Origin of the sequence: Ferranicluibacter rubi (genome assembly GCF_011603255.1) — a bacterium.
In the GTDB taxonomy this organism is placed as follows: Bacteria; Pseudomonadota; Alphaproteobacteria; order Rhizobiales; family Rhizobiaceae; genus Ferranicluibacter; species Ferranicluibacter rubi.
Genome location: NZ_JAANCM010000010.1, coordinates 208,095 through 230,755, shown reverse-complemented (window position 1 = coordinate 230,755; position 22,661 = coordinate 208,095). Strand labels below are relative to the sequence as shown.

The following is a 22,661-nucleotide window of genomic DNA, read 5'->3' as shown; positions in this document are numbered from 1 at the left end:
GCCACGACGTACTAGCGACTAACTTACATCAGACATCATGCACTAGGAGACAGGTCATTCCATGAGCATCAGAACATTCGATGGTTAAGGGGCACCGCTTCACAAAACTGGAACTTTGGTCCATGTGACTTGGTAAATAGATTTTCTCAGCAAGACTACTCATCAAAAAGGACTGCCGAAACGACATCCCCGGTTGTAGGATCGAGATAAACATCCGCCTGGAGCTTCGATCTTGTCAGTGCGCGCACGTGATAGCACGTTCCCTGCACATCCAGGATCACGATCGTCTTGTAACCGGCCTCGGCCGCTCGTCTCAGGATCTCGTCCCTGTCTAACCACTCCATTCGAGGTTTTAGCGTGCAGTCGGCCCCAATCCCAGCCGCGCCTGCAGCCGAGTGCCCCGCGAACAACAGAATAAGACCCGGCAGTATCCGTCTGGCAGAAGGCATCCCCTTCTATCGGGTCAGTAACCTGTCGAAGCTCTGTCGAAGGGCCGAAAGATCATGACAGTCAGAGCTCGACTAGCGCCTCGAAACCATCTGTCCGTCCACGCGCAGGCGAGAACAGCGTCAGCTTTCCCCCCATTTCAATGACGATCCGATCCGCTATAGCCAGCCCAAGCCCTGAACCGGATGCGGATGTGCGACCCCGATGGAAACGATTTTTCAGATCGGATAGCTCATGGTCTGCAACCACCTCGCATCCATTGACGACGCTGATGGAGCGATCTCCCGCCACATCCACGACCACCGGAAACCGGGGATCGCCGTGCAGCAACGCGTTCTCGATCAGGTTTCGCATGACGATGCCGAATGCATCCGCATCCACGAGGCGCACCAGCGACTGGCTGGCCGGGCGCCTGAATTCCAGCTTTCTGTCGAGACTCATGCCGCGTTGGACATCGAGCACGACGAGATCGAGGATCTGCAGAAGATCGACCTCGGTCTCCTTGCTGCCGATCCCGGATTCCGCGCGCGCAAGCTGGAGAAGCTTCTCGGCCAAACGACCGAGATCGTGCAACGCCCTCTCGATCTTGAGGGCCCGCACTCTTCCTGGGCCATTCGGAAGCTCTTCCACGAGCCGCTGGGTCTGCGCCAGCGCGCCGGCGATCGGGGTACGCAGCTCGTGCGCGCTGTTGGCTGTAAATTCACGCTCGGCTGCAAAGGCATTTCTCAATCTCTCGAGAAGGAGGTTCACCGAATGAGCGATCGGTTTGAGCTCTTCCGGTAGATGCGCTTCTTCAAGCGAAGCCATGTTGCCACCGTCCTTCGTCGCGATCGACTGCCGCAGGGCTCCAATTGGTTTCAAGGCGCGCCCGATCACCAGCCAGATGGAGACGATGCTCGCGGGGATCAGAAGGAGAAGCGGGATGAGCATCGTCACCGCGCTCTCGCGGACCGCCTCGCGGCGATCGGAGAACCGATCCGCAACCTGCAGGATGAGTTTGCCGTCCGGGCTGACGGAGGTGAACACTCGGTACCTGGTCGTGTCGCTAAAGCCTTTGCTCATCTCCGGCTGAATGATGTCGGATGGAGCATCGTCAGACTTCAGCAGCAGGCGACCCGAGGGATCGCGGACCTGATAGACGAGATACTCGCGCCGCCCGGACCTGTTGAGACTGGCAATCTCCAGGCTGTCAGCCTGCTGGCGCAGCTCGAGATCGTCTATCGTCAGGGCCAGAAGCCTTTCCGCCGTCTCCTGAAGCGCGCTGTCGAATACCTCGTCCAGCTCGTGCCGCATCACGAGGACACCGAGGCCGAGCGCGACAAGCCAGAAGGCGGCGAGCATCCCAGTCAGGGACAGCATGAGCGGTCGCGTGATGCTCGTTCTCTTCGTCATGCGTCACCCATCGCATTGCCAAACGCATAACCGAGACCCCGAACGGTCCGGATCCTGTCGCGACCGATCTTCTTGCGCAGCCGGCTGACATAGACCTCGACGGTGTTGCTCTCGATTTCGGATCCGAACGCATAGAGCGCCTCCTCGATCCGGTCTTTTGCGATGATGTTACCGGGGCGGGCCACAAGCAGGTCGAGCACCGCCCATTCGCGCGCTGTGAGGTCCACACCCTCGCCGGAGACGGTGATCCTGTGCTCCGTGCGCTGGATCTCGATCGTACCGAACGTCAGGACAGGTTGAGGCTTTGCATCATAGCGGCGGGCGACCGCGGCGATCCTGGCCTCGAGCTCACCCAGATTGAAAGGCTTGACGAGATAGTCGTCAGCGCCGGCGTTCAATCCTTCGATACGATCTGAGATCTGATCGCGCGCCGTCAGAATAATGACGGGTGTCGTATTCCCCGATTTCCGCATCCGTCTCAAAAGGTCAATACCGCTCCCGTCCGGGAGCTGGAGATCGAGCAGAACCAGCCCGTAGCGCACCGGGCCGAGCGCGGCTTCGGCATCGGCGATCGTCCGCATCCAGTCGACGGCATGATTGGAGGCCGCAACGTGGTCGCGCACGGCCTCCCCTATGAGGTCATGATCTTCTACGAGCAATAGACGCAGCGCGGAAACTCCTCGAAATTTTCCCGTATCCCTACCACGGACGAACGGTCAGGCCAGAGCAATGTTTGCCCTGACCAACGACTGAAGAATTGCCGCAGCTACGTCGTCTTCAGGTGCCCGTCAGCTTCAGGTCGCACGGGATCGCACACGCTATCCCTCGCGCTCCCAAAAGGGCTACATCAGCATGATCAACATACGCAGGCATATCCGGTCCCATCTTTTGAAGACGTTCGGCTTCTCCGCGGTAACAGCCGGCATCTGTCTGGGCGGCTACCTCGGATATCTCCAGCTCAGCGGCAACTTTCACACGGTCATCGAGGGCGAACTCTATCGGTCGGCCCAACCTTCGTCTGCAAGCCTTGAGCGTTATGTTCGACGTTACGGCATCAAGACAGTCATCAATCTCCGCGGGCCCGAGCGCAGGGAGAATTGGTACACAGACGAAATCGCCACCGCGAGCCGGCTCGGCGTCAACCACGTGGATTTTTCCATGTCCGCCACACGAGAGGTTACACAGGAGACTGCCGACAAGCTGGTAGAGATCATGAAGACTGCGCCAAAACCGATCCTCATCCACTGCAAGTCCGGTGCGGACCGCAGCGGCATTGCGGCGGCGCTCTACAGCCACAAGATCGCCGGACACGACGAAGAGATCTCGGAAGGTCAATTGTCGATTGCTTTCGGACATATCGGCATTCCCTATCTCTCGCGAGCAATTGCCATGGACCGGAGCTGGGAAGATCTCGAAAAGCAGGACTCCGCCAAAGGCTAGTGCGCCTGTTCCGGAGGTGCGATCAGGCGGCGTGCGAGATACCAGCACATCAGCGCCCAGGTCGCGCCCGCGCACCAGCCAGCCAGCACGTCCGTCGGATAATGCACGCCGAGAAGCACGCGGCTGCATCCGATGATGAATGTCAGGAACACGCCCGTCGCCAGCATGAAGACACGCGCTGACCGGGTCGCCTGATGCCGTGCCAAAAGTCCCGCAAGCGTCAGATACGTCACCGCCGACAGCATCGCATGGCCGCTTGGAAAGCTGAAGTCGTTGATATCGACCAGATGAGGAACGATGTCGGGCCGCTGGCGAGCAATGAGGATCTTGAGAGATGTGCTCAGGAGCCAGCCTCCGGCGATTGCCAGAAAGACAAAGAGCGCCATAGCCTTACGGCGAACGGACAGTAGGTACAGAACGGTCAAAAACGTCGCCAGCGTCAGCACGGTGACACCGCCCAGACTGGTGATATCCGTGGCGGCATGGGAAACCCACGCGGAGCCAATCGTTCGTTTGAGGTCTCCCGGCTGCCGGAGCGCGAGCAAGACCGTTTCATCGATACCTTTCGTCTCACCTTCGAGGACCTCGTCCGCAAGCCACTGGAACAAGAGCACGCCGCCCGAAATCAGACCGAAGATCATCAGCCCGAGAGGCTCGACGCCCTTCAGACGTCCGACGATACCGCGCAGTGGAGCAGGCAGGGTTGGCATGACGGTTTCTTTCGACTGTTGGCAGCGGGAGGCAAGTCCTGGTTCAGGCCTTGATGGCTTGCAGGCAGCGTGCAAGCCGCGCCAGACTGAAGGGTTTGGTGAGGAAGTCGGTCGCACCGCACCTAAGCGCTTCCATCTGGTCCGAGATCTGGTCGAAGGCCGTGAGAACGACGATCGGGACGACCTCCTTCGCTTCTCTCATCGACTGCAGAAGCGATAACCCGCTTCCATCCGGAAGCCGGAGATCGAGGAGAACGACCCCGAATTCGCCGGAGCCCGAAGCCACAAAGGCCTCGGCAAGCGTCGCACACCAGACGACCACATGGCCCATAGCCGCAACATGGTCGCGGATGGCTTCCCCGAGGATCTCGCTATCCTCCACAAGCAGGACCCTCATCGATAGGCACCCTTCATCCCATCACCTTGAGGTAGAGCGCGCTGCAGAGGAGGATGACATTGGCCGCAATCAGGCACAGGACGGCGAACGAGCCGAGGTCCTTGGCGTGCCTCGCGGTCGTCGAGATCTCGGGCGAAATGCGGTCGACGATCTCCTCGATCGCCGTGTTGAGGGCTTCGACGGCAATCAGGGTGAGAAAAAGAACGGCCGCCGCCGCGGTGACGGGAACACCGACGTCCAGGATCCCATACACGAACGCAAGGCCTGCACCGGCTCCCACCTCCTGCCGGAATGCTGCCTCCTTCCAGGCACGCGAGAGGCCACCTGCCGAGTAGCCGCTTGCCGCCATGAAGTGCGCCATGCCTGTCAGCTTGCGCGGTTGTATTTCATTGGCCATGTGTTGTCGTCTTTCTGCAGGTAGCGAAGATGTCGAGCGCGGGGTCGTAGACGGTCGTCTGGACATTCATCATCCCGAGCACGCTGTGGAACAGGTTATCGTGCGAGCGCTGCATGCTGGCGGTGCCCTCGAGGCAGGTGCGATCGAGGTCCATCGATCTGGCGAAGTCATCGTCCAGCCAGACAAAGAACGGCACATGCGTCTGGACATCGGGAGCGATGACGTAGGGAGCGCCGTGGAGGTAAAGGCCGTTCTCGCCAAGAGACTCGCCATGATCCGACATGTAGACTATCGCCGTCTGCAACGTCGCGGAGCGCGCCTTCAACGTCTCTATGACGCTCGACAGGACATGGTCGGTGTAAAGAATGCTGTTGTCGTAGGCATTGACGATCTCCTCGTCCTTGCAGTCGCCGAGCTCGGCCGTCCTGCAGTCTGGGATGAACGCCCTGAATGCCTCTGGGTAGCGCAGATAATAGGTCGGCCCGTGGCTCCCCATCATGTGGAGAACGAGGACACTGTCCTGTGTGACCTTGCCGAGCCAGTCTTCAAGCCGATCGAGGAAGATGCCGTCCTGGCACTCCCCCATCATGCAGAAGCGCCCGTCCTCGGTCTTGACCAGATCGACGAAGGTCACCCGGTCGGCAACGCGTTTGCTGCCCGTGTTATTGTCCCACCAGACGACATCGGCACCAGCGTGTTTCAGGACATCGAGAAGCGTCTCGGTGCGCAGGCCCTTGTCATGAGTGTAGCCCGCGCGGGTCAGGTTCGAGAACATGCAGGGAATGGAAACGGCGGTGGCCGTTCCGCAACTCGTCGTATTGGGGAAGTAGACGATGTCCTGACGCCCGAGTTCCGGATTGGTCTCCCGCGTATAGCCTCCAAGGGAGAAGTTCTGCGCTCTGGCGGTCTCCCCGGCGACGATGATCGTGACGCGGGGTCTCCTGTCCGCACCCGTGACATCAACGATCTTGGCATCCCGCCCGATCGGTTCCACGACGATATCGGTTTCGCCGCTCGTCTGTAGGAGGAACTTTGCCGTCCCGACGAGCGGCGTGACAGGATTAAGGCTCTTGACGAGATCCTTTTGCTGCCGGAGCACCGCGGTGAATGGTTTGGAATAGGTGAGAAACGCGCCTGCCGACACGACGAGGCAGAGAGCGATGACAGCCAGATTGCGCGGCACCTTCTGGCGATAGGGCCGATGGACGATCCGTATCCACAACAACGCTGCGATGGGCAGGACGGCGAACAGCAGCATGTGCACAGCCAGACCTGGCGTTATCGGATGCTGCGCTTCGGCAGGCGTGGTCTGGACCGCGTTGCGGACCATGTCGTCGTCGATGACGACCCCGAAGCTGTCCAGAAACCATGAGCCGATCGCGGACGCGAGGATCAGCACGACAGAAACAGGCCGGATAAGGAATCTCACGGAGAACGCGGTCACAAGGGCGAAGTGCAATGCAAGAATGATGACGAACAGTCCCGCCACACCGCCCGAATGGTCGGCAAGATAGATCGCAGCCTTCGACCAGAAGGTCCGGTTCGTGAAGCATACGAGAAAGACTGCGACAAGGAGGCTGGCCGGAATGCTCCCAAGAGATGGGCGGTAAAGGCGTCGGATAGATCTCTGTCTTGGGGATTTCACATCGCACCTGTCTGTCTCTGCCGGGCAGTTGCCCTCTGTTCCGGAGGAACGTCGGGATACATGCCACCTCAGGAGCTACTGACGAGCTAACCTGACAGAAAGCTGAAAGCCTTTAGCGCACATGGCATTCCCCTTTTACGATGCCGTCGTGGTTTGCGAGCGGCATGGTTCCAGCACGTCCAGCGAGCGGTCGTAGACGTTGGTCACGACATTCATCATCCCAAGGACCGTATGGAACAGGTTGTCATGCGAGGCCGGCGCATTGGCTATGCCTTGGACGCACGCAAGGCTCAGCCCCGTGACCTGTGCGTACGAGTCGGAGAACCAGGTGATGAACGGCACATGCGTCTGCTGGACAGGTGCGAACATGTACGGTGCACCGTGCAGGTACAGTCCGTTTTCGCCGAGCGACTCCCCGTGATCCGACATGTAGATCATGGCCCCAGTCACCGTAGCCTCATGCTTCTTCAGAAGTCTGATCACTGCCGCCAGATTATGATCGGTATAGAGGATGGTGTTGTCGTAGGCGTTGAGGATCTCCTCGTTGGAGCAGTCCGATAGCTGCGCCGTCCGGCAGTCAGGCATGAAACGACGGAAAGCGTCGGGGTAACGCTGGAAATATGCCGGGCCATGGCTTCCCGCCTGATGTAGGACAATCGTGGTATTCCTGGTCACGCCCGCCAGCTTGCGGTCGAGTTCGGCGACGAAGATTTCGTCCAGGCACTCTCCGTCACGGCAGAAGACGGAATCTTTCTGGCGCGTCACGCTCGCAAAACTCACGAGATCGGCGATGCCCTTGCTACCGGTGTTGTTGTCCCACCAGACGCTTTCGATCCCGGCCCGGTGAAGGACATCCATCAGAGTGTCGGTCGAGCGCGCCTTGCGGTCAGAGTAGTCCTTTTTCCTGTAGACGGAAAACATGCAAGGAAGGGAGACCGCAGTGGCCGTTCCACAACTCGTCGTCTGCGGAAAATTGACGACGCCGAGGGCCTTCAGTTCCGGATTGGTCTCACGTGCGTAGCCGTTCAAGGAGAAGTTCATGGCTCGGGCGGTCTCACCGGCGACGATCACGGTCACGACAGGTCTGACCGACTTTGCGATGACCGGACCTAGCCTGGCATCCAGGCCGATCGGCACCCGCACGACCCCTGCATCGCGATACGCGCTGACACCCAGCGAAATAGCGGAGGTGATCGGGGAGAACGGCGTCAGCTTGGCCATCATGTCCCGGTGCTGGCGAATGTTGGAGGAGATCCCTGCATAGTTTGAGAGGGCGAGCCCGACGCACCCGAGGAGAAGCAGTGTCACGACAACGGTGTTGGCGGCCAGCATCTGGATAAAGGGCCGATGGCGCACTCGGACAAGGAGAACGAAAGCCGACGGCAGGACCCCGAAGAACAGAACGTGCAGCAGGAAGGGAGGCGTTATCAGGTGGCCGGCTTCCTGAGGTGTCGTCACAGCCACGTTGCGCAGCATTTCCTTGTCGATAATGACCCCGAATGTGTCCGTGAAATAAGAAGCGACAGCTCCGGACAGGATGACAAGCACAAGGGCGGGTTTGATGACGTAGCTGGCGGACACAAGGACGAGCCCTGCTGTGATCAGGAACATCACAGCCAAGGCAAAGCCGAAGAAGCCGGCGTGGAACCCGCCGAACACATTGAACGCGTCGTTGAAGAACGGGAGATTGAGTGCCGCCAGGAGGTAGATGGCGACGAGGAAGCAAAGGGGTATGCTTCCTGTGGAAGGTCGCTTGAAGATGGTGAGGGACAAGGCTTACTCCGGGAGGAACGGCTATTTTATCTCTCCTGATCTGCCCCTATCCTGACAGCGGCCTGAACGGACGGTCTCCAGCCGTCTGCCTGATTATCATCATGACCGGACAGGGCAACTTCGCCGCCCTGTCCGCCAAAACCGCCTTAGCGTGCAGGTTCTAGTGCGGCGCGGGTCCGTGCCGCCGACATCGTCGAGACGACGAGGACAAGAATGAGGAGGCCGAGGGTCACCATGGATGCCGCGCCACGCGGCATGTTCATGCCGCCCTTTTCCAACGGCTTGGTCAGAAGGTCGCCGAAGGTCGCGCCAAAGGGGCGTGTGAAGATGAAGGCGATCCAGAACAGCAGTATATGGTTGAGCCGCGTCATGTAGTGGCAGACGACGACGAGACCGATGATGGCCGCCGTAACCAGGGCGCCTTGCAGATAGCTGAGGTCCATATTGTCAGTCAGGAAATCGCCGAAAGCCGTACCGAGGCTGTTGGAGAAAACGACCGCGATCCAGAACAGAACCTCCACGTCGCGGCGCAGGATCGGGTAGACGGTAAGGTTGCGGGCGCGGCTAAACCAGACCCCGAGACTCGCCATCAGGCCCGTGACAAGAAGCACCGAGCCCCAGGCATAGCCGAGGCCGAAGGACCGGTCCATCATGTCGGAAATCTCGGTGCCCGCGGTCGTGGTCGCGACAATCGCGAGCCAGAACAGGGCAGGATTGTAGCGCGGCGCGCGGATCTGGAAGAATAGGATGACGGCAAGCGCAGAGAATGTGATGGCAAAGCCGATGTAGTAGCCGAGGTCGAGGGTCATGGAGAGAAAGTCGCCGGCTGTCTCACCGAGAGTCGTTGCGAGGATCTTCATGATCCAGAAGGCCAGGGTGACCGCCGCCACCTTTCCGATGATGCGCGTTGTCGATGGCATGCGTTCCGTACTGCTATGCATGATCAGTCTCACGATTAATGGGGGTGGGAGGTGAGCGATGCGGGACCCGTTCTTACGACGGCCGCAGAAGCCGTCCAGATCCAAGCCCGTCGCGCGGTCATGAGATCGCAGGGATACAAGCACCATCATGGTGCCGCAAAATCCAGATCACGGTTCAGTCCTTGATCTTGGCGATAGCCGAAGCCTGGAATCTCTGCTTACGCTCTCATTAAACCCACAATGCCTGTCGATCCGCCGTCGAAAACCGACGTGCTCTTTCGCGACGGACGGCCGGCCCACGGATCGCATGTTGCTGTACGGATATGGCCGGGCGTACGGTGCGCTCGTCCTTTAGCAACAGGAGTCTCGATCATGAAGACAATGCTTCTAGGCTGGCCCTTTTGGGCTCTTCTATCTGCGGGCTTTGCTGCGCTGACGGCGATCTTCGCGAAGGTCGGCATTGAGAACGTAAACTCCGACTTTGCCACCTTCGTGCGCACCATCGTCATTCTGCTGGCTGCAGCGCTTATGCTCTGGATCACGGGCAACTGGCAGCAGCCCTCCTCGGTGTCGCCGCGAAGCTGGCTGTTCATCATCCTGTCCGGGTTTGCCACGGGTGCATCATGGATCTGCTATTTCCGCGCGCTGAAGCTTGGCGATGCCCCGCGCGTCGCTCCCGTCGACAAGCTCTCCGTCGTCTTCGTCGCCGTCATCGCGGTCGTCTTTCTCGGAGAACGGCTCTCCGTACCCAACTGGATCGGCGTCATCATGATTGCGGTAGGGGCCGTGCTCGTGGCCTACCGCGTGTAGAAAGGGAGAGCTCTCGCTCTCTCGATGAAGAGGGTGAAGAGGGGTAAGCTTGTCATCGTTTGCACATTGCGAGCTTAGAACACTGCAGCGGCAGAAGAGGTTGACAAACCGGAACCGACGACGAGGGTATAGTCACGCGCCGACAAGGTCTCCACGCTTCTGTTCACCCTCGCGGCGACAACGGATTCTCGCCACGATCGACCGCAGGCTTCTCAACGGCCTTCTACAAACTTTGGCGTTGATGTTAAAAGCACTACTGGCATGCACGCGTGCGGAAATTAATTCCTCCGAGCATCCACTTCTGGCTCCGACGCCTTGAAGCGAATCGAACCGGCGACCGTTTTTTTGGATTCTTTTAAGTAGCTGGAAATGATAAACACTGTCGCGTACCGAGACGTATGGGACTTATCTACTGCCCAGTGTGGCATTTTAATTTCCCTGCGACATGACGCAGCGCGAGCTTAATGCAAAGGCTTAGCACCTTTCGATTCCACACAACGTTTACAGGCTGCGTTGAAACATAGGTCCTACAAACAGGGGCGCGCCGTTCGTCAGCGCGTCGACGGTTCCAGTTGACCTACCACTTGGAAAAGAATTGGTATGTCGAAAGGTCTGCCTCCGACGTGAGCGTCCGGTGAGCGGATTTTGCTGATCGGGGAAATCGGGCGATGTTCTGGCATTAGAACCAGCATTAGTGCTGACATTAATACCAGATCAAAGAGGTTACATGGCTCGCATGGAGATCATGTCCGGCACTGAGCGTAGGCGTCGGTGGTCGGACGAGGCGAAACTGAGGATTTTGGCGGAAGCGGATCAACCTGGTGTTCGCATTGGTGATGTGGCTCGCCGGCATGATATCTACCCATCCCAGATCCGTTTATGGCGGCAGTCCTTCAGCTATTTCGGTCAACCGGCGATGTTCCTCCCGGTGGAGATCACCGAGGAGGCGAGCGCTACCCAGGCACCTGACAAGCCATCGACGCCAGTGGTTATCGAGATCTCGCTCCGAAACGGTAGGTGCTTGAGGGTTCCGGCTGACGTGGAGCTAAGGATGCTCGGCTCGTTCATCGCTTGCGTGGAGGCGGCATGATCGGGCCTTCCGGGAATGTGCGGGTCTATCTGGCCTGCGGAGTGACCGACATGCGGCGTGGAATTGATGGTCTGTCGGCGCTGGTTGAGACGGCGCTCAAGGAGGCACCTGGCTCCGGTGCAATCTTCGGATTCCGCGGGAAACGCGCCGACCGCATCAAACTTTTATGGTGGGATGGCCAAGGGTTCTGCCTGTTTTACAAGGTGCTGGAGCGCGGATACTTTCCCTGGCCGAGGGCGAAGGAAGGCGTTGCGCACCTGACGCAAGCGCAGCTTTCTATGCTTGTGGAGGGGATCGACTGGCGTCGCCCGGCGTGGACTTCAGCTCCGGCAAGAACGGGCTAAAGCGCTTATTTTGCAGGGAAATCAGGGCAAAATACTGGCTTTTTCGGCGCAAATCGGTTATGTTTATGGGTATGGAAACAACCCCGCTGAACAGTCAGGACGAGCTATCTGTCTTGCGCGCACTCGTCGCGGAACAGGCGGCGAAACTTGAGAGCCAGGAAGCCGAAGTCATCAAGCGCGACTCCATTATCGGGCTTTTACGCGCGCAGTTGGAACTGCTCCGCCATCGGCAGCACGGCGCTTCTTCAGAAAAGATCGACCGGAAGATCGAGCAGTTTGAGCTGATGCTGGAGGAGATCGAGGCCTCCCGTGCCGAGGCTGAGATGCGCTCTGGGAGAGCTCCTTTGCCGGAGTTGGATGACGCGCCCGACATGCCGAAGCGCAAGCCATTGCCCAATGGTCTTCCAACAGAAGAACGGGTCTATGCGGCGCCCTGCCATTGCCCGACCTGTGGTGGGATATCGTTCCTGAAGGCGGCCGACAGGGTGGTTCAGGTGATGGAGCACGTGCCGGCGTCCGTCAAGATTGTTCGCCATGTCGAAAAGCGCATGATCTGCAGGGAGTGCGACACGACGGTGGCGGGTGAGATGCCGACCCTGCCGATCGAGCGCGGCAAGCCCGGACCAGGATTGCTGGCCCATATCATGGTCGCCAAATTCGATGATCACATCCCCCTCTACCGCCTATCCGAGATGTACGACCGGCTGGGCATAGACATCTCCCGCTCTGTCATGGCGGACTGGGTCGGCCGCGTCTCCGTTCTACTGGCTCCTCTTATCTTGCTGATCAGAGCCCATATCGCCGCGGTCGACCGAATACATACCGACGATACCCCGGTCGATGTTCTCGACCCTGGGCGAGGAAAGACAAAAACCGGCAGGGTCTGGGTCTATGTCTTCGATGGAAGCGGTTACCAAGATCCCACTCCCGGCGCGATGGCCTATTACTATAGCCCCGACCGCAAGGGCGTGCATCCGGCTGACCATCTCGCAAACTTCAGCGGTGTGATGCATGCCGACGGCAATGGGGGCTACAAGAAACTCTACGGCAACCAGATCGTTGAGGCCGCCTGCATGGCGCATGTGCGCCGCAAGTTCGATGATGTGATCAAGCTGAAGCCATCTCCGATCGCTGAGGAAGCGCTGTCGCGCATCGGTGCGCTCTACGATATCGAGGATCGCATCCGCGGAATGTCGGCTGACGAGCGGCGTACACTGCGCCAGCAACACGCCAAGCCCATTCTGGACGAGCTGAAGGTCTGGATCGAAGCCACGCTCTCAAAGCTGCCACAGAAGCAGAAGCTGGCTGAGGCAATGCGATACGCCCTCTCACGATGGGCAGCCTTAAGCGTCTACATCGACGATGGTCGTGTCGAAATCGATAACAACATAGCCGAGCGCGCAATGCGTCCGCTTGGAATCGGAAGAAAAAATTGGCTGTTCGCCGGCTCCGATAAGGGCGGTGAGCGCATTGCTAACATCCTGACCATTATCGAGACTGCAAAACTCCATGGCCATAACCCGGAGGTCTATCTCACCGATGTCCTGACCAGGATACAGGATCACCCCAAAGACCGCCTCCAGGAATTACTACCGTGGCTTTGGATGCCGGTGAAAGACCGATGCGAGGCTGCGTAATGGCGCGTTCAAGGTTCATCTATATGCTGAAAGAAGTCGCCGTAATGATAGGCGAGAACCTCGAACTGATCGAGGAGGTGACCGCCAACTCGGACAATATCGCCGAGGGCGAATTGGTTTATGTGCGTGATGGCAGTGAGGATGGCACAAAGGGTCTGACCGAAAATGGAATCGACGACCTTCAAAGTCTCCTCGCCGACATACGGACGTGGGATGGTGGGATCCGCCGGTTCCTCATCGATGAACAATGCGATCCTGAGATGATCGACCGTGTCATGGCCGATGAAATGAAACCCGTCCTATAGCTTCGCTCCCTCAATCACGCGAAAATGAGTTCACCGGACGCTCACCCTCCGACTTCTACGGCGAGCGAAAGTCCTTGTGGCCCGAACCCCATGCATAAGGCAATTGCGGGATAGTCCGTCAGATTCCACGACAGCGCGAAACTCGACATTCCAAATCCATCCCAGAAGGTGACGTCGTCCATGCGCGGCGCTTCGGAGGCTGATGCCGCCGTTATCACCACATCGAAACAACCCATGAGACTTGCAAAGTCGTTACGCAGTTCCCCGAAGCGCCAGACGAAAACGTTGTCGCGCCACGCGCCGTTACTGATTTAGGTGCCGAGGAAATCTGCCATTTCGGCATTGAAAAAGGTCTTGGTCCGGGGGCCTGCGAGGATCGGGTCAATCCGGCGTACACATTCCTGATAGTGCAGCGTCTTGCGGTGCTCGTCGACAGCTTCCCGCGAGGTAAACACTTCGTAAATCGTGAAGCTATTTTCGTCTTCGGGATTGCGAAGCACGTCAAAGCGCACATTGCCTCGCTCCTGCCGGGTGCCCTCGTAATTGATGCGGAACGCCTCGAGAAACTCTGCGGCATGGCCCGGCTTGACGTTGATGCTGACCATCTGGATGAGCATGTCTCATTTCCTTGTTATATGTTAAAGTCCTGGACGAAAGGGTCAAAGGCCCGGTGCTTTCCACATGGGGGTCGTGATGCACTCGTCGACGAGCTGACGCTGCAGCGCGTAGGCCCGCGCCCAGCGCTCGCCCGCCTCGTCATATATGGCCTTGTGCGTGAAATTCGGTTCGAAGTGCCTGTCCCAGCGCACCCAGCCATCCGCCACCTCGACGAAATCCCGACGCAGGCCGATGCCGATAGCCGCAGCCGCTGCGCAGCCGAGCGCGGTCGCTTCCTTCACGACGGGTGTGACGACGGGAAGGCCGGTGGCGTTCGATAGGATCTGCGACCAATGGGCAGATTTCGATGCACCGGCGGCAAAGACGATCTTGTCGGGCGTCCTGCCCGACAGCTGGAAGATCGCCGCGAGATTGCGCGCCGCGACAACAGCCGCATTCTCCTGCAGGGCGCGGAAGATCGCGGCCTTGCCGGACTTTTCGGGATCGATGGACAGGTTGAGCAGCGAAGGGGCTGCGTGATACCAGTTGCCGTAATGCATGACGTCGGAAAAGATCGGGATGATGCCGTATGCTCCGATCGGCACCTTCGCAGCCTTCTCCTCCAGCAGCCGGTAGGCATCGCCGCCTGGGCCGGCCGTCGCCACTTCCTCGGCGCCGAAACTGTCGCGGAACCAGCGCATGACGATGCCGACAAAGAAGCTGATCGCTTCGGCCTGGTTAAGACCGGTCACGACATGCGGATTGATGCGCAGGTCCATGGACGGGTCGGAGACATCAAGGCCGACATTCACCACCTGCTGCCAGAAGGTGCCGCCGAGCACGGCGCAGTCGCCTTCGTTGACGACGCCGATGGCCGCAGCCCCGCTCTGGCAATCGCCGCCGCCCATGACGACGGGCGTGCCGGGCGCGAGGTTGGTCTCGTCAGCGGCCCTCTCCGTAACGTGGCCGATTACCGTGCCAGGCTCAACGCTTTCGGGAAAGATATCGTCACGCATGCCGGCCTTAGCCATCGCTTCCGGCAGCCAATCGCGTTCTGAAAGGCTGTAGAGGCCAGTCGTTCCTGCATTGGACGGATCGCTGGCGATCACGCCGGACAGGCGTGCGAGCACCCAGTCGGACAGCATGCTGATCCGGTCGATACGTGCATAGACGTCGGGCAGGTTGCGCTTCAGCCAGAGCAGGCGCGGCAGTGCGCCGAGCGCGAAGGTCTGACCGCTTTGCGTGTAGAGCTCGCTTTCGAGGTCCGGGAAATCGCGCTTGAGGTCGCGCACCTCGCTGACGGCGCGGCTGTCGACATTGGCGCAGGCCCAGATTTCCCGTCCGCCGCGATCATACGCGACGATGGCCTCGCGCATGCTGGTGGCGCTGACGGCACGGATGTCGGCGGCCGCGATGCCGGCGTCGGCGATCGCCTGCCGGATGGCGCGCGAAAGAAGCGCCCAGTTGCCCACCACATCGAAATCCATCGATCCGGGAAAACGCGGATCGGTCTTGTGCCACCATTCGTGCTGGGCGCTGGCGACCTGATTGCCGCTTTCGTCGAAGATCACGGCCCGGCCGCTGCCGGTGCCTGCATCGACGGCCAGCAGATACGTCGTCGTCATACGTTCAGTCCTTGATTTTGAGGAGGCCGGCGGCCGTCGTTTCGTCTGTGATGAGGATGCCGACGAGTTTTCCGCGCAGCGCTGCGTGGATGGCCTGGACCTTCTGGATGCCGCCGGCCGCCGCTACGACCTTTTCGGCGCGCGAGAGCCCCGCAAGTTTCACGCCGATCACCCGGTCGTGCAGGGGCAGGTCGAGCGCCTCGCCGCGCTCATTGTAGAACTGGCAGAGGATATCGCCGACCGCGCCCTTGCGGCGCAGCGGCTCCACCTCGTCGGGGCTGACATAGCCGGCCCGCACCACCGTCGAAGCGGCGGAAAGCTCGCCGATGCCGACGAGCTGGTAGGTGGCGTTGAGCGCCATGTCGAGCAGGTTCGCGACGGCCGGTTCGGAGGAAAGATTGCGCGCCACGTTCGGGTCGCGCACGACAAGCGGTGCCGGAACCAGATGCACACCACTGCCCCAGTTGGCCGTGCGCATGCCGTCGACATAGGTGCTGACGCCGCCGGTGAGGCTGACGAGGCCAATATTGCGCTCGTTGGCGAGATGGCCAAGCCGCTGGATGGTATTGGAGACTGTGGCCCCCCAGCCGACTGCCAGCAGATCATCGGTCTGGAGACGCTGCATCAGAAACTGTGCCGCGGCCTGACCCAGCCGGTCGCTCGGCTCCTGATCAGGAAGCTGTGGCACGACATAGGCCTCGAGCAGCCCATAGCGTTCCTTGATCTGCCGCTCGAGTGTGAGGCAGCCTTGATAACGCGAGTTGATGCGGACCTGGATGATACCGGAACGGCGGCCGCTTTCGAGCAAACGCGACACCTTGATGCGCGACATGTTCAGCTTTTCGCCGATCTCGCTCTGAGTCAGCCCGTCGTTGTAATAGTACCAGGCGATGCGGGTGAGGATTTCCTCGTCCGTATCGGCATAACTCCATTCCCCGTTATCAGTCGCCATCGAGCGCCCCTTGGTCATATTCTGATCATTTGAATAGCAAATAAACTTTTGATACGTCAACGCTCTTGGTGACGAAAAATTCTTCGTGTGTCCAATGCATTGATTCTGGCAGGTAAATCATATTTCTCAGCGCTATATTTCGCGTTTTTGGCCATGCCGAGCACAGCGAGCATATTGACGGCGATCTGTTGCTGTGATCACATGATTACCGTAATCTACATATGAACAGGTGCAGTATGATGGATCAGGCGGCGACCGGGAGGGTTGCGCAGCTGACGGATATCTGGAAGTCCTATGGTGCCGTCCCGGTGCTGAAGGGCGTTTCGCTCGCCCTCCAGGCTGGGGAGGTGCATGCGCTTCTCGGCGGCAACGGTGCGGGCAAGTCGAGCCTCATGAAGATCATGTCGGGCGTCATTCCGGCAAATTCCGGTGACATCGAAATCAATGGCCGGGCGCTCATCCCAGCATCGCCGGCGCATGCGCAGCAGCTTGGTCTCTATCTGGTGCCACAGGAAGCGCACATCCTGCCCAACCAGAGCGTTCTGGAAAACATCTGCCTCGGCCTTGCCGCTTCGCCCCGGGCGCTCCGGCCGCGCGTCAAGCAGCTGGTCAAAGAACTTGCGGTCTCGCTCGATCTCGATGCGCAGGCCGCCGCGCTTGAGATCGCCGAGCGGCAGATCATCGAAATCCTGCGCGGCCTTGTGCGCGATGCGCGCGTACTGATCCTCGACGAGCCCACCTCGGCGCTGACGCCTTTCGAGACGAATGCTCTGTTCCAGCGGGTGCGCAAGTTGCAGGCGCAGGGCGTCGGCATCTTCTTCATCTCGCACAAGCTGCGGGAAATCCGCGAAATCTGCCGCACGATCAGCGTTCTGCGTGATGGCGTCATCGTCCTGTCCGGTCCGCTCGACAACTACAGCGATGCCGAGATCATCGATGCGATGAGCCGGGTGCAGATCACAGAGATCTCCGGCAAGGACCGTAGCGGCCGAAAGGTTTCTCACATCAGCCAGCCGCGTCTCAGCGTACGCGGCCTGACCGGCGAAGGCTTCCGCGATATCAGCCTCGATGTCCGCGCGGGCGAGATTCTCGGCCTTGCCGGCGTGGTTGGCGCGGGGCGCACGGAATTCGCCGAAACGCTGTTCGGCCTGCGTCCGCAGTCGGCGGGAAATGTCGTCTTCGACGGCACCGAGCTGAGAAAACGGTCGCCGCGCATCTGTATCGACCGCGGCCTCGTCTACCTGCCGGAGGACCGCCAGCAACACGGCCTCTTCCTCGAGGCGCCGCTGTTCTGGAATGTCTCGTCCTATCTCGTACATCGCCTGCCCTTCTTTCTGCGCCCGGATGCCGAGCGGAAGGTCTTCGAAACGTTCCGCTCCTCGATGGGCATCAAGTGCACCGGCCCCGGACAGAAGGTGCGCGGTCTTTCCGGTGGCAACCAGCAAAAGGTTCTGTTGGCGAAGTGCCTGTCTGCCCGTCCGAAGGTGCTGATCCTCGACGAGCCGACCCGCGGCGTCGACGTGGCGGCGCGCAACGATATCTACGATCTCATCCGCAAGCTCGCCGCCGATGGCGTCGCCATCATCCTCATCTCGTCGGATTTCGACGAGATCGAGCAGCTTGCCGACCGCGTTGAGGTCATGGCCTTCGGCCAGTCCGGCGGAGAGCTTTCGGACGGTATCTCGGTGGACGCCATCGCCCGGCTCGCCTTCGGCGCTTCGGAGGCCCGTCATGCTTGATCTTTTCGCGCGCAACCGCGTTGCAACGCTGATCGTCGTTCTCGCCGTCGCCTATGCGGCCATCGGCGCGGCCGCGCCCGGCTATCTCTCGGGTTCCACGGCCTCCGTGGTCATCTCCAACAGTCTTGTCCTGATGCTGATCTCGCTCGGCACGATGATCGTCATCCTGACGCGCAATATCGACGTATCCAGCGGCTCGGTGCTGGGGCTCAGCGCCGCCGTGCTGGGCCTCTCGCTCAGTACCGGCGTCGGCCTGCCGCTTGCCATCGTCTTCTGCCTGATGACCGGGGCCGCCGCCGGCGCGTTCAACGGACTGATGGTCGCCTATCTCGGCATTCCCTCCATCGTTGCCACGCTCGGAACGCTCGGCCTCTATCGCGGCATCATGCTGGTGCTGACGGGAGGCCGCTGGATCGAGGACCTGCCGCAGGGCCTGAAGGCGCTCGCCGGCAATCTCGGCTTCGGCTTCTCGGCGCTGACCGTCGTGGTTCTCGCTCTCATCGTGCTCGCCTGGGTCTTCCTGCGCAAGACGCGCTTCGGCCGCTACTTCTATGCGGTCGGCGACAACCGTGCCGCCGCGCACCATCTCGGCGTGCCGGTCCGGCGGGTTCAGTTCACCGCCTTTGTCGCGACGGGTCTTTGCGCCGCACTTGCCGGCCTCGTCTTCGCCGCGCAGATCGGTTTCATCCCCAATCAGGCTGGCAATGGTGTCGAGCTCAAAGCGATCGCCGTCAACGTACTTGGGGGTGTCAGCCTGCTCGGCGGCACCGGCTCGGTCGCGGGCGTGTTTTCCGCCGTCATCTTCATCACGTCAATCGACAGCGCGCTCGTGTTCCTGAAAATCCCCGCCTACTGGAACGACTTCATCGCCGGCGCCATCCTGCTTTCAGTGCTTTTGCTGGACGGACGCATCCGCCAGATCATCGACCGACGCATCCGTGCCCGCCGCTATGCCGTGCATGAGCGCGGCCCCGTTCCATCCGACGATACGAAAACGGCACAGAGCGTGGAGGCGGGCCGATGAAGAAGCTGATCTTCCGCTGGGAGACCGCGCTGATTGCGATGCTGGTCGCCGAACTCGCCATCTTCGGCATCATCAATCCGCGCTTCCTCAATATCTCGAACCTGATCTACGGCACATCCGATTTCGTGCAGATCGGCATCGTCGCCTTGCCGCTCACCCTGGTCATCATCGCCGGCGGCATTGATGTATCCTTCGCCTCGGTCATCGGCCTTGCGGCCATCGTGTTTGGCGTCGCCGCTTTCTACGGTGTACCACTGCCGCTCTCGATTGCGCTGGCGCTCGTCGCCGGCGCGCTGTGCGGGCTGCTCAACGCTACCGTCATACATCTGTCGAAGATCCAGCCTCTGGTCGTGACACTCGGCAGTCTTTACCTGTTCCAGGGCACCGCGACGGTCGCCTCCGGCCTCGTCGGCGCGGGCGGTTACGAAGGCATCGGCAACTTCCCCGCTACCTTCAACGCCTTCGGTTATGCCCAAGTTCTCGGCCTGCCGGCGCCGCTCGCGCTGTTCCTTGTGCTCGCGCTGGTGCTGATCGTACTTCTTCATTTCACGCGCTTCGGCCGCGCGGTCTTCCTGTCCGGCCAGTCGGAAAGTGCCGCGCGCTTCGCCGGCATCCCGGTCGGGCGCGTGCAGACCATCACCTATGTCATCACAGGCGCGTCGGCCGCCATCGCAGGCCTCGTCATGTCGGCCTATTTCGGCTCCGCCCGCGTCGACCTCGGTTCGGCGACGCTTCTGCCGGCCGTTACGGCCGCCGTGCTTGGCGGCGCCTCCATCTATGGTGGCCAAGGTTCCATCCTCGGCACGCTGATCGCCACCTTCGTCATCGGCTACCTGCAGCAGGGCCTGCAGGCCACCGGTGTGCCCAGCCAGATTTCCAGCGCACTTTCGGGAGGGTTGCTGGTTGTCGCGGTCGCATTGCGCCACGGGAGCTCCATGCTGGCCGAGTTCATCGCCGTCGCCCGTCAACAGAAAAAATCCCGGGCGGCAGTTACTTCAGGAGGAGAATGAGAATGATCAAGTCCATATTGAAATCCGGCGCCCTTGCCGCCGCCCTCGTTGCCGGCACGATGCTCGCCTCGGGGACGGCCCATGCCGAAAACCAGATTGCCTTCATCCCCAAGCTGGTGGGCGTCGGCTTCTTCACCTCCGGCGGCGCGGGTGCGACGGAGGCTGGCGAGGAACTCGGCGTCAAGGTCACCTATGACGGCCCGACCGAGCCGAGTGTCTCCAGCCAGGTGCAGTTCATCAACAATTTCGTCAATCAGGGCTACAATGCGCTGATCGTCTCCTCCGTCTCTCCGGATGGGCTGTGCCCGGCGCTCAAGCGGGCGATGGACCGCGGCGTGCTGGTCATGACCTGGGACAGCGACGTCAACCCGGAGTGCCGCAGCTACTACATCAACCAGGGCACGCCCGAGCAGCTCGGCGGCCTGCTGGTCGACATGGCGGCCGAAGGCGTGAAGAAGGAAAAGGCCAAGGTGGCGTTCTTCTATTCCAGCCCAACCGTGACCGACCAGAACGCCTGGGCCGAAGCCGCCAAGGCGAAAATCGCCAAGGAGCATCCGGGCTGGGAAATCGTCACCACCCAGTATGGCTATAACGATGCGCAGAAGTCCCTGCAGACTGCCGAAAGCATCCTGCAAACCTATCCGGACCTCGATGCCATCATTGCACCCGACGCCAACGCGCTGCCGGCAGCGGCACAGGCAGCCGAGAACCTGAAGCGCGCCGAGGGCGTCACCATCGTCGGGTTTTCCACGCCGAACGTCATGCGCCCCTATATCGAGCGCGGCACCATCCAGCGCTTCGGCCTGTGGGATGTCACGCAACAGGGCAAGATCTCGGTCTATGTTGCCGATCACGTCCTGAAGAACGGTCCGATGAAAGTTGGCGACAAGCTGGAAATCCCGGGCGTCGGCACCGTCGAAGTCTCCGCCAACAAGGTGCAGGGTTACGATTACGAAGCCGACGGCAACGGCATCATCCTGTTGCCCGAGCGCACCGTCTTCACCAAGGACAACATTTCCAAGTTCGACTTCTGATCACGCATGAACGGCGGGCGGCCGAGGCTGCCCGCCCTATCCATTGAAAAAACAGGACGATACGCATGCAAAGCCGCTGGAACGACGAGAACGCAGCCCGATATGTGGAAACCGCCCTGGCGGCCGGGCAGAGCGAGGCACTCGGCCTTCGCATCTACACCTCTCGCATCACCGGTGGCGATCCCGATCTCGTTCTGCACGGCGGCGGCAACACCTCGGTCAAGGTCACGTCCAGTGACGGCGAAGCGTTGATGCACATCAAGGGCAGCGGCTGGGATCTCGACACCATCGAGGCGCCGGGGCTGCCGGCCGTGCGCCTTAAACCGCTGCTCGAAACACGCAACGGCCCGAAACTCTCCGACCCCGAGATGGTGGCGTTGCTGCGCTCAACCCTGATCGATGCGGATGCGCCGAACCCATCCGTCGAGGCCTTGCTACACGCCTTCCTGCCCTTTGCCTTCGTCGATCATACCCATGCGACGGCGATCCTGGCGCTTGCCGACCAGCCGGATATGCGCGACACGGTGCGGGGCATCTATGGCGAGCGGCTCGCCTATGTGCCCTATGTCATGCCGGGCTTCGACCTTTCCATCGTCGCCGATCGCATCTACCGCGAGCATCCGGGCTGCGAGGGCCTTTGGCTCGAGAACCACGGGCTCTTTTCCTTCGCCGACGATGCCCGCGCCTCCTACGAATTGATGATCGAATTCGTCACCATGGCCGAGCAGGAGCTTGCTCGGAAGGGGGTGGAGCTAACCGGCCCACAGCCGAGCGACGGCCCGGAAGACATGGCGCTCAGGGTGAGGCTGGAGACAGCGCTTGTCTGTGACGGCTCACCGTTCGCCAAAGGCGTCTTCCTGGACTATCGCTCCACCGCCGCCCTCCGCGACCATGCGGGCAAGGCTGACGTGGAGGAGATCGGCCTGCGCGGCACAGTGACGCCTGATCACGTGATCCGAATCAAACCGTGGCCGATGATCATCGAGGCCGATGCGGATGCCGACGCGATCGATGCCGCGCTTGCCACCTATGCCCGGCGCTACAGGGCTTATTTTGCGCGCAACGCCACGCGCACCAGCGAGCCGAAGCAGATGCTTGATGTCTATCCCCGCGTCGTCCTCGTCCGGAACGAGGGGGTTTATGCGCTGGGTGCGAGCGCCAAGGCAGCGATGATCGGCGGTGATCTCTGCGAGCAGGCCACACGCGCCATCAACGCTGCCGAAGCCTATGGCCGCTTCACTCCCATTGGCGAGGCCGACCTGTTCGACATGGAGTACTGGACTTTAGAGCAGGCAAAACTACAAGTCGCGAGCAAATAGCGCCGACGCGCACCATTTCTCATGTTGTGCTTGGTGGTTCGGAACATGGAAAAC

The 22,661-nt window shown here is 60.5% G+C and carries 23 protein-coding genes; 11 read left to right on the top strand and 12 right to left on the bottom strand.

Annotated features, from left to right (window positions below; all coding sequences use genetic code 11):
* Nucleotides 1-155: 155 nt before the first annotated feature.
* The 3 genes from G8E10_RS26355 to G8E10_RS19060 form a co-directional block, all read right to left on the bottom strand.
* Nucleotides 156-449, bottom strand: coding sequence for a PepSY domain-containing protein (locus G8E10_RS26355; RefSeq protein ID WP_167130309.1), 294 nt, complete (start codon nucleotides 447-449; stop codon nucleotides 156-158).
* Nucleotides 450-510: 61 nt separating this feature from the next.
* Complete coding sequence (locus G8E10_RS19065; protein ID WP_343289828.1) at nucleotides 511-1,788, bottom strand: sensor histidine kinase; 1,278 nt, start codon at nucleotides 1,786-1,788, stop codon at nucleotides 511-513.
* Nucleotides 1,789-1,835: 47 nt separating this feature from the next.
* Nucleotides 1,836-2,507 carry a response regulator gene (locus tag G8E10_RS19060; protein WP_167130342.1) on the bottom strand — a complete coding sequence of 224 codons (672 nt, stop codon included), beginning with the start codon at nucleotides 2,505-2,507 and terminating at the stop codon, nucleotides 1,836-1,838.
* A gap of 184 nt (nucleotides 2,508-2,691) precedes the next feature.
* On the opposite strand from G8E10_RS19060, the gene G8E10_RS19055 reads away from it, so the two are divergent.
* Nucleotides 2,692-3,279 (top strand): dual specificity protein phosphatase family protein, encoded by a 588-nt coding sequence (locus G8E10_RS19055; protein ID WP_167130307.1) that lies wholly within the window; start codon nucleotides 2,692-2,694, stop codon nucleotides 3,277-3,279.
* Here the strand turns inward: G8E10_RS19055 and G8E10_RS19050 are convergent.
* From G8E10_RS19050 to G8E10_RS19025, 6 genes are all read right to left on the bottom strand, one after another.
* Nucleotides 3,276-3,989: a phosphatase PAP2 family protein gene (locus G8E10_RS19050; RefSeq protein ID WP_167130306.1), complete on the bottom strand. Its 714-nt coding sequence runs from the start codon at nucleotides 3,987-3,989 to the stop codon at nucleotides 3,276-3,278. The genes G8E10_RS19055 and G8E10_RS19050 overlap by 4 nt on opposite strands.
* Nucleotides 3,990-4,032: 43 nt before the next feature.
* Nucleotides 4,033-4,386, bottom strand: a complete 354-nt coding sequence (locus tag G8E10_RS19045; protein ID WP_167130305.1) for a response regulator transcription factor — start codon at nucleotides 4,384-4,386, stop codon at nucleotides 4,033-4,035.
* A 13-nt stretch (nucleotides 4,387-4,399) separates the two neighbouring features.
* On the bottom strand, nucleotides 4,400-4,783 hold the full coding sequence (locus G8E10_RS19040; RefSeq protein ID WP_167130304.1) for a diacylglycerol kinase: 384 nt from the start codon (nucleotides 4,781-4,783) through the stop codon (nucleotides 4,400-4,402).
* Complete coding sequence (locus G8E10_RS19035) at nucleotides 4,773-6,428, bottom strand: phosphoethanolamine transferase (RefSeq protein WP_343289827.1); 1,656 nt, start codon at nucleotides 6,426-6,428, stop codon at nucleotides 4,773-4,775. The genes G8E10_RS19040 and G8E10_RS19035 overlap by 11 nt, the downstream gene beginning before the upstream one ends.
* 135 nt (nucleotides 6,429-6,563) lie before the next feature.
* Nucleotides 6,564-8,201: a phosphoethanolamine transferase gene (locus tag G8E10_RS19030; RefSeq protein WP_281517668.1), complete on the bottom strand. Its 1,638-nt coding sequence runs from the start codon at nucleotides 8,199-8,201 to the stop codon at nucleotides 6,564-6,566.
* Between the two features lie 146 nt (nucleotides 8,202-8,347).
* Nucleotides 8,348-9,121: a COG4705 family protein gene (locus G8E10_RS19025; RefSeq protein WP_281517667.1), complete on the bottom strand. Its 774-nt coding sequence runs from the start codon at nucleotides 9,119-9,121 to the stop codon at nucleotides 8,348-8,350.
* A 372-nt stretch (nucleotides 9,122-9,493) separates the two neighbouring features.
* On the opposite strand from G8E10_RS19025, the gene G8E10_RS19020 reads away from it, so the two are divergent.
* The 5 genes from G8E10_RS19020 (at nucleotide 9,494) to G8E10_RS19000 (ending at nucleotide 13,307) form a co-directional block, all read left to right on the top strand.
* Nucleotides 9,494-9,931, top strand: a complete 438-nt coding sequence (locus G8E10_RS19020; RefSeq protein WP_167130303.1) for an EamA family transporter — start codon at nucleotides 9,494-9,496, stop codon at nucleotides 9,929-9,931.
* A gap of 727 nt (nucleotides 9,932-10,658) precedes the next feature.
* Nucleotides 10,659-11,021 carry an IS66-like element accessory protein TnpA gene (gene tnpA / locus G8E10_RS19015; protein WP_167130302.1) on the top strand — a complete coding sequence of 121 codons (363 nt, stop codon included), beginning with the start codon at nucleotides 10,659-10,661 and terminating at the stop codon, nucleotides 11,019-11,021.
* Nucleotides 11,018-11,365, top strand: a complete 348-nt coding sequence (tnpB, locus tag G8E10_RS19010; protein WP_167130301.1) for an IS66 family insertion sequence element accessory protein TnpB — start codon at nucleotides 11,018-11,020, stop codon at nucleotides 11,363-11,365. Before tnpA ends, tnpB begins: the two co-directional genes overlap by 4 nt.
* Before the next feature lie 71 nt (nucleotides 11,366-11,436).
* Nucleotides 11,437-13,002, top strand: a complete 1,566-nt coding sequence (gene tnpC, locus G8E10_RS19005) for an IS66 family transposase (protein ID WP_167130337.1) — start codon at nucleotides 11,437-11,439, stop codon at nucleotides 13,000-13,002.
* On the top strand, nucleotides 13,002-13,307 hold the full coding sequence (locus tag G8E10_RS19000; protein WP_167130338.1) for a hypothetical protein: 306 nt from the start codon (nucleotides 13,002-13,004) through the stop codon (nucleotides 13,305-13,307). The genes tnpC and G8E10_RS19000 overlap by 1 nt, the downstream gene beginning before the upstream one ends.
* A 311-nt stretch (nucleotides 13,308-13,618) precedes the next feature.
* Here G8E10_RS19000 and G8E10_RS18995 read toward each other — a convergent pair whose 3' ends face one another.
* Genes G8E10_RS18995 through G8E10_RS18985 form a run of 3 tightly spaced genes read right to left on the bottom strand, consistent with a single transcriptional unit; the run spans nucleotide 13,619 to nucleotide 16,481 of the window.
* Entirely contained in the window at nucleotides 13,619-13,924 is a 306-nt protein-coding gene (locus G8E10_RS18995; protein ID WP_092990512.1) for an antibiotic biosynthesis monooxygenase, read from the bottom strand.
* Nucleotides 13,925-13,966: 42 nt separating this feature from the next.
* Nucleotides 13,967-15,529 (bottom strand): autoinducer-2 kinase, encoded by a 1,563-nt coding sequence (gene lsrK, locus G8E10_RS18990; RefSeq protein WP_167130300.1) that lies wholly within the window; start codon nucleotides 15,527-15,529, stop codon nucleotides 13,967-13,969.
* A 4-nt stretch (nucleotides 15,530-15,533) separates the two neighbouring features.
* The gene (locus tag G8E10_RS18985; protein WP_167130299.1) at nucleotides 15,534-16,481 is read right to left on the bottom strand and encodes a sugar-binding transcriptional regulator; all 948 of its coding nucleotides are present in this window, start codon (nucleotides 16,479-16,481) and stop codon (nucleotides 15,534-15,536) included.
* 236 nt (nucleotides 16,482-16,717) lie between these two features.
* On the opposite strand from G8E10_RS18985, the gene lsrA reads away from it, so the two are divergent.
* From lsrA to G8E10_RS18960, 5 genes are all read left to right on the top strand, one after another.
* Nucleotides 16,718-18,220: an autoinducer 2 ABC transporter ATP-binding protein LsrA gene (gene lsrA / locus G8E10_RS18980; RefSeq protein WP_281517666.1), complete on the top strand. Its 1,503-nt coding sequence runs from the start codon at nucleotides 16,718-16,720 to the stop codon at nucleotides 18,218-18,220.
* Nucleotides 18,213-19,244: an ABC transporter permease subunit gene (locus G8E10_RS18975; protein ID WP_167130298.1), complete on the top strand. Its 1,032-nt coding sequence runs from the start codon at nucleotides 18,213-18,215 to the stop codon at nucleotides 19,242-19,244. The genes lsrA and G8E10_RS18975 overlap by 8 nt, the downstream gene beginning before the upstream one ends.
* Nucleotides 19,241-20,254, top strand: coding sequence for an ABC transporter permease subunit (locus G8E10_RS18970; RefSeq protein WP_167130297.1), 1,014 nt, complete (start codon nucleotides 19,241-19,243; stop codon nucleotides 20,252-20,254). Before G8E10_RS18975 ends, G8E10_RS18970 begins: the two co-directional genes overlap by 4 nt.
* Nucleotides 20,255-20,256: 2 nt before the next feature.
* Nucleotides 20,257-21,288, top strand: a complete 1,032-nt coding sequence (lsrB, locus tag G8E10_RS18965; RefSeq protein WP_167130296.1) for an autoinducer 2 ABC transporter substrate-binding protein LsrB — start codon at nucleotides 20,257-20,259, stop codon at nucleotides 21,286-21,288.
* Between the two features lie 65 nt (nucleotides 21,289-21,353).
* Complete coding sequence (locus G8E10_RS18960) at nucleotides 21,354-22,607, top strand: class II aldolase (protein WP_167130295.1); 1,254 nt, start codon at nucleotides 21,354-21,356, stop codon at nucleotides 22,605-22,607.
* Nucleotides 22,608-22,661 lie beyond the last annotated feature (54 nt).